At 66.8% G+C, this 11601-nt stretch carries 11 protein-coding genes; 6 read left to right on the forward strand and 5 right to left on the reverse strand.

Features of this window, described 5'->3' with window-relative positions; all coding sequences use genetic code 11:
• Positions 1–79: 79 nt before the first annotated feature.
• Together ACFPZI_RS22910 and ACFPZI_RS22915 are read right to left on the reverse strand one after the other, a co-directional pair.
• Entirely contained in the window at positions 80–1162 is a 1083-nt protein-coding gene (locus tag ACFPZI_RS22910) for an inositol-3-phosphate synthase (RefSeq protein WP_381366002.1), read from the reverse strand.
• A gap of 43 nt (positions 1163–1205) precedes the next feature.
• The gene (locus ACFPZI_RS22915; protein ID WP_381366005.1) at positions 1206–1889 is read right to left on the reverse strand and encodes a PadR family transcriptional regulator; all 684 of its coding nucleotides are present in this window, start codon (positions 1887–1889) and stop codon (positions 1206–1208) included.
• A gap of 397 nt (positions 1890–2286) precedes the next feature.
• Here ACFPZI_RS22915 and ACFPZI_RS22920 point away from each other — a divergent pair, with 397 nt between their 5' ends.
• Both ACFPZI_RS22920 and ACFPZI_RS22925 read left to right on the forward strand, forming a co-directional pair.
• Positions 2287–4995, forward strand: a complete 2709-nt coding sequence (locus ACFPZI_RS22920) for a transglycosylase domain-containing protein (protein WP_381366008.1) — start codon at positions 2287–2289, stop codon at positions 4993–4995.
• 99 nt (positions 4996–5094) lie between these two features.
• A complete protein-coding gene (locus ACFPZI_RS22925; RefSeq protein WP_381366379.1) occupies positions 5095–6570 on the forward strand; it encodes a glycosyltransferase family 87 protein in 1476 nt (491 codons plus the stop codon).
• A 220-nt stretch (positions 6571–6790) separates the two neighbouring features.
• Here ACFPZI_RS22925 and ACFPZI_RS22930 read toward each other — a convergent pair whose 3' ends face one another.
• From ACFPZI_RS22930 to ACFPZI_RS22940, 3 genes are all read right to left on the reverse strand, one after another.
• Complete coding sequence (locus ACFPZI_RS22930; protein WP_381366010.1) at positions 6791–7822, reverse strand: alanine racemase; 1032 nt, start codon at positions 7820–7822, stop codon at positions 6791–6793.
• 91 nt (positions 7823–7913) lie between these two features.
• A complete protein-coding gene (femX, locus tag ACFPZI_RS22935; protein ID WP_381366012.1) occupies positions 7914–9035 on the reverse strand; it encodes a peptidoglycan bridge formation glycyltransferase FemX in 1122 nt (373 codons plus the stop codon).
• 163 nt (positions 9036–9198) lie between these two features.
• Positions 9199–9513, reverse strand: a complete 315-nt coding sequence (locus tag ACFPZI_RS22940; RefSeq protein ID WP_381366015.1) for a hypothetical protein — start codon at positions 9511–9513, stop codon at positions 9199–9201.
• Between the two features lie 318 nt (positions 9514–9831).
• Between ACFPZI_RS22940 and rpsF the strand changes: the two genes are divergently transcribed.
• The 4 genes from rpsF to rplI all read left to right on the forward strand — a co-directional run bounded on the left by rpsF (position 9832) and on the right by rplI (position 11543).
• Positions 9832–10122, forward strand: a complete 291-nt coding sequence (rpsF, locus tag ACFPZI_RS22945; RefSeq protein ID WP_055571119.1) for a 30S ribosomal protein S6 — start codon at positions 9832–9834, stop codon at positions 10120–10122.
• A gap of 77 nt (positions 10123–10199) precedes the next feature.
• Positions 10200–10799 (forward strand): single-stranded DNA-binding protein, encoded by a 600-nt coding sequence (locus ACFPZI_RS22950; protein ID WP_381366018.1) that lies wholly within the window; start codon positions 10200–10202, stop codon positions 10797–10799.
• Positions 10800–10841: 42 nt separating this feature from the next.
• Positions 10842–11078, forward strand: a complete 237-nt coding sequence (gene rpsR, locus ACFPZI_RS22955; RefSeq protein ID WP_381366021.1) for a 30S ribosomal protein S18 — start codon at positions 10842–10844, stop codon at positions 11076–11078.
• Between the two features lie 18 nt (positions 11079–11096).
• Entirely contained in the window at positions 11097–11543 is a 447-nt protein-coding gene (gene rplI, locus ACFPZI_RS22960) for a 50S ribosomal protein L9 (protein ID WP_381366024.1), read from the forward strand.
• Positions 11544–11601: the final 58 nt, after the last annotated feature.

Below are 11601 nucleotides of genomic sequence, written 5' to 3' on the forward strand. Positions count from 1 at the left end.
CGGGAAGGGTCCCCGGGACATACGCCCCCGGGGACCCTCAATCACCACACGTCAGGTTCTCACCCGCAGGAGGTGGGTCCTAGCGCTCGATCTCACCCGCGATGAACTTCTCCACGCTCACGCGGGCTTCGTCGTCGAAGTACTGCACCGGCGGGGACTTCATGAAGTACGAGGAGGCCGACAGGATGGGGCCGCCGATGCCGCGGTCCTTGGCGATCTTCGCGGCACGCAGGGCGTCGATGATGACACCGGCGGAGTTCGGGGAGTCCCAGACCTCGAGCTTGTACTCCAGGCTGAGCGGGACGTCACCGAACGCGCGGCCCTCGAGGCGCACGTAGGCCCACTTGCGGTCGTCCAGCCACGGGACGTAGTCGGACGGGCCGATGTGAACGTTCTTCTCGCCGAGGTCCCGGTCGGGGATCTGGGAGGTGACGGCCTGCGTCTTGGAGATCTTCTTGGACTCCAGGCGCTCCCGTTCGAGCATGTTCTTGAAGTCCATGTTGCCGCCGACGTTCAGCTGCATCGTGCGGTCCAGGACGACACCGCGGTCCTCGAACAGCTTCGCCATGACGCGGTGCGTGATGGTGGCGCCGACCTGGGACTTGATGTCGTCACCGACGATCGGCACCCCGGCCTCGGTGAACTTGTCCGCCCACTCCTTGGTGCCGGCGATGAACACCGGGAGGGCGTTGACGAAGCCGACCTTGGCGTCGATGGCGCACTGGGCGTAGAACTTCGCCGCGGCCTCGGAACCGACGGGCAGGTAGCAGACCAGGACGTCGACCTGCTTGTCCTTGAGGACCTGGACGACGTCGACCGGCTCCTCGGCGGACTCCTCGATGGTGGCCTGGTAGTACTTGCCGAGACCGTCGAGAGTGTGGCCGCGCTGGACCGTCACACCGGTGCCGGGGACGTCGCAGATCTTGATGGTGTTGTTCTCAGAGGCGCCGATGGCGTCAGCGAGGTCGAGGCCGACCTTCTTGGCGTCCACGTCGAAAGCGGCGACGAACTCGACGTCGCGGATGTGGTAATCGCCGAACTGGACGTGCATCAGGCCCGGCACCTTGGACGCCGCGTCGGCGTCCTTGTAGTACTCGACGCCCTGCACCAGTGACGCGGCGCAGTTGCCCACGCCGACGACGGCTACGCGAACCGAACCCATTCCGGTTGCTCCCTGTGTGTACGAGTGAGGCCCTGAGCGGGACTCACGTGGCGGTGTCGTCGGGCGAACCGGTCCGGGGGTTGTCCCCGGGCCGGGGCAGGTCGCCCGACGCTCCAGATGTGGTGTCCTGTTGAGGGGGCGCCCCGGAGGCGGGACCCTTCAGGTCCCGTCCGGCCCGCTCGCTCTCGATGAGCTCGTTCAGCCAGCGCACTTCCCGCTCCACGGACTCCATCCCGTGGCGCTGGAGCTCGAGCGTGTAGTCGTCGAGACGCTCCCGGGTCCGGGTCAGCGAAGCGCGCATTTTTTCCAGGCGCTCCTCCAGCCGGCTGCGGCGGCCTTCCAGCACACGCATGCGTACGTCGCGTGATGTCTGTCCGAAGAAGGCGAACCGCGCGGCGAAGGTCTCGTCCTCGTACGCGTCGGGGCCCGTCTGGGAAAGCAGCTGCTCGAAGTGCTCCTTGCCGTCGGCCGTCAACCTGTAGACGATCTTGGCGCGGCGACCCGTGAGCGGAGCGGCGAGGGCGTCCTCGGTGGTGTTCCCCGGTTCCTCGATCAACCAGCCGTTGGCGACCAGCGTCTTGAGGCAGGGGTAGAGCGTTCCGTAGCTGAAGGCACGGAACACACCCAGTGACGTATTGAGTCGTTTGCGCAGCTCATAGCCGTGCATCGGGGACTCGCGGAGCAGGCCGAGGACGGCGAACTCGAGGATCCCGGAACGCCGGCTCATCGTCGCCTCCTCTCTGTCGCGGTCGTGCCGTGACGGTCTCTTGGGTGGCTCATCGCCATCTTTATGCCGAGCTGATGTATCGACTCGATACATCATGACGATAGAACGACCTTGCGGCTGGGGCAAGAGGGGGTGTGGTGAACGGGATCACATCCCCGATTCAATGCGAGCAAGTTGCCTGATTTGAGCTGAACTTCTGTGCTCGGCGGGTTTTGGCGGTGCGTAGTCTGTGCGCCATGCACAACACCGGGAACCGAGCTACGCGTGGGGGCGTCCTCGTCCCTGGTGCAGTACGGGATGAATGCGGGGTCCACCGCATCCGTACTTCGGGGGGACCGGAAACCAGTTGCCGTTTCCAGGCGCGCGAGAAGGCGCCTGCCCGAGGAGTAGTCGTTCGATGAGCGAGCACCGTCGCAAACCGCCGCAGCCGCAGGGAGGCGGACGTGCCGAAGCCCGGCGCGGCCAGTCCGGCTCGTCCTCCGGCCGCCGCGCGGCACCGCGAGGCGCCACCGGGTCTCCGTCCGATTCCTATGAGTCGGACTCCCGCGACTCGGGTGGTGAGGGCCATACCTATGGAAGCCGCGCCGAAGCACGACGCGCGGCACAGAGAGGCGGGGGCCGTCGGGCCGGTTCCACCGGGCCCGGCCGGGGGCGGTCGACGCCTCCCGGCAAGAAGCGGATCATCGACTATCCGCGTCACGACAAGGAGGGCTGGCGTCGCTGGATGCCGTCCTGGAGGCTCGCCACCGGGCTGTGCATCACGTTCTTCGGCAGCATGGTGGCCGCCGCGGGGATCGGGTACGCACTGGTGAGCGTGCCCGATGTTGCCAAGACCGCCAAGGCACAGAACAACGTCTACTACTGGGCCGACGACACGCAGATGGTCGCGACGGGTGGTGAGCGCAACCGCCAGAACGTCAATATCGAGCAGATCCCCAAGGCGATGCAGAACGCGGTCATCTCCCAGGAGAACAAGACCTTCTACGAGGACAGCGGCATCGACCCCAGGGGCATCGCCCGCGCCGTGTTCAACATGGCCAGGGGTGGCGAGACGCAGGGCGGATCCACGATCACCCAGCAGTACGTCAAGAACGCCATGCTGGACGACCAGTCGCAGACGATCTCCCGAAAGGCCAAGGAGATGTTCGTCTCGATCAAGGTGGGCACCACTGTTGACAAGAACGAGATCCTCAAGGGCTACCTGAACTCGGCGTACTACGGACGTGGGGCCTACGGGATCCAGGCCGCCGCCCGCGCGTACTTCGACAAGGACGCATTCAAACTCAACGAAGGCGAGTGCGCCTTCCTGTCGGCGATCCTCAAGGGCGCCACCTACTACGATCCGGCGGGTGCGACCTCCATCGACCCGGTCGGCGCCACTCCCGAGGCTAACAAGAAGCGCGCCCTGACCCAGATGCAGGACACGCTGGAAAAGATGGTCGAGTACGACCGTCTGGATCCCGCGATCAGGGCCAAGTACACCAAACTGCCCAAGTGGCAGAACCCCCGGTCGAACACCGCGCTGAGCGGGCAGATCGGTTACCTCGTGGACCTCGCCAAGGCGTACATCGTCAACAACAGCGAGGAAACCGGAATCACCGCCAGACAGCTGGAACAGGGCGGCTACTCGATCTACACGACCTTCGACAAGAAGAAGGTCGAGGCGCTCGAGAAGTCGGTCACGAAGATCTACAAGAAGAACATCAAGCCCGAGGAGCGCCCGAAGACGGACACCCACGTCCAGTTCGGCGGGGCCTCGGTGGACCCGGCGACCGGGGCGATCGTGGCCATCTACGGCGGCGTCGACGCGACCAAGCACTTCACCAACAACGCCGACGCGACCGGTGCCCAGGTCGGTTCGACGTTCAAGCCGTACGTACTGGCGGCCGCCATGAAGTGGGGCGTCCGGGACCCCGAGGGGGACCCGGTACAGGCCCAGGACGAGCGTACGAAGGTGTCCGAGAAGAGCCTGTACAGCGGCAAGAACAAGCTCAAGATCAAGGAATACGACGGTTCGGTCTGGCAGAACGAGAAGGGCAAGCAGTGGGAGCAGACCAATGACGGCGACGAGTCGTACGGCACTGCGCCCGACTACAAGATCGATCTCCGTGAGGCGATGCGGGATTCGGTGAACTCCTCCTTCGTCCAGCTCGGCGTGGATGTCGGCCTGGACAAGGTGAAGAGCTCCGCGGTGGACTCCGGACTCCTGGAGAGCAGCCTCGCCGGAACGAACTACCCGTCGTTCTCCCTCGGTACCTCCAACCCCAGTGCGATCCGCATGGCGGGTTCGTACGCCACCTTCGCGGCCAGTGGCGAGCAGCGCGATCCGTTCTCGGTCAAGAAGGTGACGGACAAGGACGGCACGGTCTACACGCACAAGACCAAGACCGAGGAGGCGTTCACCGCTCAGGTCGCCGACAACGTCACGGACGTCCTGAAGACCGTCGTCGAGGACGGAACCGGTACCAACGCCCAGCTCGAGGGCCGCGAGGTGGCCGGCAAGACCGGCACCACGGACGGCAACAAGTCCGCCTGGTTCGTCGGCTACACCCCACAGTTGTCCACGGCGATCAGCATGTTCCGGTACCCCGATGACGAGAGCATCAAGAACCGCCAGTTCCTGAAGATGTACGGCACGGGCGACCAGGACAAGATCCACGGCGCCTCGTTCCCGTCCGAGATCTGGGCCGACTACATGGAGGCCGCGCTGAAGGGCCAGAAGGCTCTGCCCTTCCCGACGCCGGAGCCCATTGGCGAGATCGTCAACGACACTCCGTCGCCGACCGCGACTCCCTCCCCCTCGGAGACCGAGGAGGAGACTCCGTCGGCGTCCCCGACCACTTCGGAGCCGGAGCCGGAGCCGGAGCCCAGTCGCCCCACGCAGACCGAGACCACCACCTGTGGAGTCTTCGACTTCAAATGCGAGGACGACACGGGCGGCACCGGGCCAGGTGGCTCGGACGCCGGCGGCACGGACGGCGGGGTGACCAGTTCACCGTCGGCTTCGCAGTCGGAAGAGGAAGGCACCAACCGGGGCAACGGCAACGGCAACGGCAACGGCAACGGCAACGGAAGCGGCAGTCTCTTTGGAGGCCCGGCCGGGTAGCCGCACTTTCGCCCGACTTGGGTGTTTCACGTGAAACATGGGCCGCCGTACCCCTCGGGTGCGGCGGCCCTCGGCATAGGCCCCGGCACGTACGGCAGGATGTGCGGCATGCCCAGTGGAGAATCGACGCAAGCGAGCGTCCACGAGCCGGAGCTGGTGGAGCCGACCCGGGAGGACAAGGTCGCCAAGGCCGGTAGTGAGCTGATCGGCGGCCCGCTCGGGCGGCGTGCCCTGCTGGGGACGTCCTGGTGGACCCCGGTCCGGGTGATCGCGCTCGTGGCGATCGGTATGTTCACCCTCGGCTTGGTCCAGAAGGCGCCCTGCTACAACGGCGCGTGGTTCTTCGGCGCCGGCTCCCAGTACACCCACGCGTGTTACTCGGACATCCCGCACCTCTACCAGGGACGGGGCTTCGCCGACGGCCTCGTACCGTACTTCGACCAGCTCCCCGGCGACATGCAGTACCTCGAGTACCCGGTGCTGACCGGTGTGTTCATGGAGGTCGCGTCCTGGCTCACCCCCGGCAGCGGGAGCATCCAGGACCAGGAGCGGTGGTACTGGATGGTCAACGCCGGGATGCTCATGGTGTGCGCGGCCGTCATCGCCGTCTGCGTGACCCGTACGCACGCTCGGCGGCCCTGGGACGGCCTGCTGGTCGCCCTGGCGCCGGCCTTCGCCCTGACCGCGACCATCAACTGGGACCTGCTGGCGGTCGCGCTGACGGCCGCCGCGATGCTCATGTGGTCGCGTAGCCGGCCTCTTGCCTTCGGAGTTCTCCTGGGGCTGGCCACGGCCGCCAAGCTCTACCCCGTGCTCCTCCTGGGACCGCTGCTGGTGTTGTGCTGGCGTGTCGGACGCTGGCGGGAGTTCGGGAAAGCCCTGGGGGGTGCCGTCGTCGCCTGGGCCGTGGTGAACGGGCCGGTGATGTTCTTCGCCTTCGACGGCTGGTCGAAGTTCTACACGTTCAGCCAGGAGCGGGGCGTCGACTTCGGGTCCTTCTGGCTGATCATCGCCCAGAACTCGTCCGACCCGCTCAGTACCGAGACCGTCAACACCCTTGCCACACTGCTGATGCTGCTGTGCTGCGTGGGCGTTGCCGCGCTGGCCCTCACGGCTCCCCGCCGGCCGCGCTTCGCGCAGCTCGCCTTCCTGGTCGTCGCCGCGTTCATCCTCACCAATAAGGTCTACTCGCCCCAGTACGTCCTGTGGCTGGTGCCCCTGGCCGCCCTGGCCCGGCCGAAGTGGCGGGACTTCCTGATCTGGCAGGCATGCGAGGTGGCCTACTTCCTCGGCATCTGGATGTACCTCGCGTACACGACCAGCGGAGACGCCCACAAGGGACTGCCCGCCGACGGCTACCACTGGGCCATCGGTCTGCATCTGCTCGGGACGCTCTACCTGTGCGTCATGATCGTGCGCGACATCCTGATGCCGGACCGGGACCCGGTGCGCCGGTCCGGTGGCGACGATCCCTCGGGTGGGGTGCTGGACGGGGCAGAGGACGCCTTCGTGCTCGGTCCCGCTGCTCGGCCCGCTCGGGACACCGGGCACTTCGACGGGCCGCAGATCGAGTGAGGCAAGGCCGACGCCCCGGGCGGTTCGCTCTGAGCGAACGACCGGAGGCCGGGCGGGTGGCCGGTCCGATGACAGGTCACCCCGGATGCTGGTGAAGGCACGAGAGAAGGGCCGTGCACGGGAGCACCGTGCACGGCCCTTCTCGTTGTCCTGGCGCCCGCTCAGGCGCTTGCCACTGGCTTCCCCGCCTGCCTTCTCGCTCTCCCGTGCCTCGTGCCGCTCAGCGGTCGAGGATCCGGTCGAACTGCGTGGTGGTGTGCCGCAGGTGGGCCACCAGCTCTTCACCGACCTGCGGTTCCGGCGCGTCCGAGGGCACGAACAGGATCGACACCTGCATGTGCGGCGGTTCGGCGAACCAGCGCTGCTTGCCGGCCCAGACGAACGGAGAGAGGTTCCTGTTCACCGTGGCCAGTCCGGCGCGGGCAACGCCCTTGGCGCGCGGCATGACGCCGTGCAGAGCCTTGGGCGCCTCCAGGCCCACCCCGTGCGACGTGCCCCCCGCCACGACCACCAGGAAGCCGTCGGACGCGGCCTTCTGTTGCCGGTAGCCGAACCTCTCGCCCTTGGCTATGCGCGTGACGTCCAGGACGGCACCACGGTATTCGGTGGCCTCGTGGTCCCCCAGCCACAGCCGCGTGCCGATCCGGGCGCGGAACCGCGTCTGCGGGAACTGCTGCTGCAACCGGGCGAGTTCCTCGGCCTTGAGGTGACTGACGAACATGGTGTGCAGGGGGAGGCGGGCTGCTCGCAGTCGGTCCATCCAGCCGATGACCTCCTCGACCGCGTCCGAGCCGTCGGTGCGGTCCAGGGGCAGATGGATGGCGAAACCCTCGAGCCGGACGTTCTCTATGGCGGAGTGCAGCTGGGGCAGATCCTGCTCGCTGACGCCGTGCCGCTTCATCGAGGACATCACCTCGATGACCACCCGGGCGCCGACCAGGCCGTACACGCCGTCGATCGACGAAACCGAGCGGATGACCCGGTCGGGCAGCGGGACGGGTTCCTCGCCGCGCCGGTACGGCGTCAGCACGAGCAGATCGCCGCCGAACCAGTCCTTGATCCGGGCAGCCTCGTACGTCGTGCCGACGGCCAGGACGTCCGAGCCCAGCCGGGTGGCCTCCTCGGCCAGCCGCCCGTGTCCGAAGCCGTAGCCGTTGCCCTTGCAGACCGGGACGAGTCCCGGGAACTGCTGCTGCACGTGCTTGTGGTGCGCACGCCAGCGCGCGGTGTCGACGTAAAGCGTGAGCGCCATGGCCGGACCTGGAACCTTTCTCGTGGCTGCGGTGTGTCGGAGGGTTGAGAGCTGTGGGAGCTGGTGGAGCGAGCTGTGCGCGGAGCCGGTGTCAGCGGCGCGACATGTAGATGTCGAGCGCCTTGTGAAGCAGCTTGTTCAGCGGGAAGTCCCATTCGCCGAGGTACTCGGCGGCCTGGCCGCCCGTGCCCACCTTGAACTGGATCAGGCCGAAGAGGTGGTCGGTCTCGTCCAGCGAGTCGGAGATGCCGCGCAGGTCGTAGACGGTGGCGCCGAGCGCGTAGGCATCGCGCAGCATCCGCCACTGCATCGCGTTCGAGGGCCGGACCTCACGGCCGATGTTGTCGGACGCGCCGTAGGAGTACCAGACGTGACCGCCGACGATCAGCATCGTCGCCGCCGACAGATTGACGCCGTTGTGCCGGGCGAAGTACAACCGCATGCGGTTGGGGTCCTCGCTGTTGAGGGCGGTCCACATGCGCTCGAAGTACGACAGCGGGCGAGGCCGGAAATGGTCGCGCACGGCGGTGATCTCGTACAGCCGCTGCCACTCGGGCAGGTCGTTGTAGCCGCCCTGGACGACCTCGACACCGGCCTTCTCGGCCTTCTTGATGTTGCGGCGCCACAGCTGGTTGAAGTTCTTGTGGACCTCTTCCAGAGAGCGGTTCGCCAGCGGCACCTGGTAGACGTAGCGGGGCTGTACGTCGCCGAAACCGGCCCCGCCGTCCTCGCCCTGCTGCCATCCCATACGGCGCAGCCTGTCGGCGACCTCGAAGGCACGGGGCTCGATGAAGTCGGCCTCCAGGTCGCGCAGACGCTTGACGTCCGGGTCCTGGATGCCCTTCTTGATGGTCGTCGCCTCCCAGCGGCGGATGATCACCGGCGGGCCCATCTTCACCGAGAACGCGCCCTGCTGCTTCAGGTGCGCGAGCATCGGCTCGATCCACTCCTGAAGATTTGGCGCGAACCAGTTGATGACCGGACCTTCGGGGAGGTAGGCCAGGTAGCGCTTGATCTTGGGGAGCTGCCGGTAGAGGACGAGGCCGGCGCCGACCATCTCGCTGGTCCGGTCGTCGAACCAGCCGAGGTTCTCCGCGCGCCATTCCGCCTTGACGTCCGACCAGGCCGGGACCTGCATGTGACTCGCCGACGGCAGGCTCTGGATGTATGCCAGATGCTGCTCTCGGCTGATGGTCCTCAGGGTCAGGCTCATTCGGGGCGCTCCTCGGGCTGGTGTGTCCCCATGGGTTCAGGGGCTCCGGCTCTCGCGCGAAGCCTACTGCGCCGTGGGTGCGCCCCGGTTGGGTGCACGGGACCTGCGCCCCGGCCCGTCACGGCCGGGGCGCTCCACGGTATGCGGGAGGAGGTGCCCGGTGTCAGTCGATGACCCCGCCGAACAGGCCGCCGTGCGACATGCCGAGGAAGAAACCGATCGCCGCGGCGCCCAGCCCCAGGATCAGGCCGAAGCGACCCCGCGTCGTCTCCGAGATCCACTGGCCGTACGCGCCGGTGAGGATTCCCACCAGGCCGGCCCAGGAGCTGAGCAGGTGCAGATGGTGGAACATCGCGGTGACGAGGGACGTGACCCCCAGCACCAGGGTTACCGCGAGCAGGGTGTCCTGGACTGGGTGGGGCTTGCCGTCCGTGGCGAAAAGGCCTCCGGCGGTGTTGGGTCGCAATGCCTGTGCCATGGGCACCTCCTGCGAAAGGCGGCGCATCGTAGCGCCGTACACACCCGATGTGTACAGACTGACGGGCTTCCGGGCCGGATTTCAACCGGAAGCCGCTGTGCGGGTACTCTGTACCGTCTGCACCGGTGTCTGTTCGGACAGATCCAGTCACGTTCAGGACAGGACCACGGGTCCGTCCCGGCCGACCTGGAGAAACCGCCACCCGACCTCGATTGTCAGTGGCGGCTGTTCTACTGACGGGCATCGTTGCGCAACGCATCACGACCCTCCTGCCACGGAACGACCGTGGCCGCTGAGTCCAAAGGAGGTGGGTTCCACATGCGTCACTACGAGGTGATGGTCATCCTCGACCCCGATCTCGAGGAGCGTGCTGTCTCCCCGCTGATCGAGAACTTCCTTTCTGTCGTCCGGGACGGCGGCGGAAAGGTCGAGAAGATCGATACCTGGGGGCGTCGTCGTCTCTCGTACGAGATCAAGAAGAAGCCCGAGGGCATCTACTCGGTCATCGATCTGCAGGCCGAGCCTGCGGTCGTCAAGGAGCTCGACCGCCAGATGAACCTGAACGAGTCGGTCCTCCGGACCAAGGTCCTCCGCCCCGAGAACCACTGAGCCCTTCCGCTCAGCTGGTCTCGGGATCCGAGTAGCAGCACAAGCAGCCAGCAGCAAACCCGCCGAGAGGTTCCCCCATGGCAGGCGAGACCGTCATTACGGTTGTCGGCAACCTTGTCGATGACCCCGAGCTGCGCTTCACCCCGTCCGGTGCGGCCGTCGCGAAGTTCCGTGTCGCGTCGACTCCCCGCACCTTCGACCGCCAGACGAATGAGTGGAAGGACGGCGAGAGCCTGTTCCTGACCTGCTCGGTCTGGCGTCAGGCGGCGGAGAACGTCGCCGAGTCGCTCCAGCGAGGCATGCGCGTCGTCGTGCAGGGCCGGCTGAAGCAGCGGTCCTACGAGGACCGTGAGGGCGTCAAGCGCACGGTCTACGAACTGGACGTCGAGGAAGTCGGCGCCAGCCTGCGCAACGCCACGGCCAAGGTCACCAAGACCACCGGCCGCGGTGGCCAGGGTGGTTACGGCGGTGGCGGCAACCAGGGTGGTGGCGGCTGGGGCGGAGGCTCCGGCGGCGGCCAGCAGGGTGGCGGCGCTCCGGCCGACGACCCTTGGGCATCCGGCGCTCCCGCCGGCGGCCAGCAGGGTGGCGGCGGCCAGGGCAGTGGCGGCTGGGGCGGAGGCTCCGGCGGCAGCGGCGGCGGTGGCGGCGGCTACTCGGACGAGCCCCCCTTCTAGGCGGGGCCGCACCACACTTCTTGATCACACAGGAGATACATCATGGCGAAGCCGCCTGTGCGCAAGCCGAAGAAGAAGGTCTGCGCATTCTGCAAGGACAAGGTCAAGTACGTGGACTACAAGGACACGAACATGCTGCGGAAGTTCATTTCCGACCGCGGCAAGATCCGTGCCCGTCGCGTGACCGGTAACTGTACCCAGCACCAGCGTGACGTCGCCACGGCTGTCAAGAACAGCCGTGAGATGGCGCTGCTGCCCTACACCTCCACCGCGCGATAAGGGAAGGGTGACCGAATCATGAAGATCATCCTCACCCACGAGGTCTCCGGCCTCGGCGCCGCGGGCGATGTCGTCGACGTCAAGGACGGTTACGCTCGCAACTACCTGGTTCCGCGGAAGCTCGCGATCCGCTGGACCAAGGGTGGCGAGAAGGACGTCGAGCAGATCCGTCGCGCTCGCAAGATCCACGAGATCCAGACCATCGAGCAGGCCAACCAGGTGAAGGCCCAGCTCGAGGGCGTCAAGGTCCGCCTCGCGGTCCGCTCAGGCAACGCCGGTCGTCTCTTCGGTTCCGTCACGCCGGCCGACGTCGCTTCCGCGATCAAGGCCGCGGGCGGTCCCCAGGTCGACAAGCGTCGCATCGAGCTTGGCGCGCCGATCAAGACCCTCGGCGCCCACGAGACGTTCGTGCGTCTGCACCCCGAGGTTGCCGCCAAGGTCGACCTCGAAGTTGTCTCGGAGTAAGTGCTGCTCGTTGTAGCAGGGGGATGGGGCCGTACCTTTCGGGTGCGGCCCCATCGTC

Origin of the sequence: Streptomyces chlorus (assembly GCF_042655885.1) — a bacterium.
GTDB lineage: Bacteria > Actinomycetota > Actinomycetes > Streptomycetales > Streptomycetaceae > Streptomyces > Streptomyces chlorus.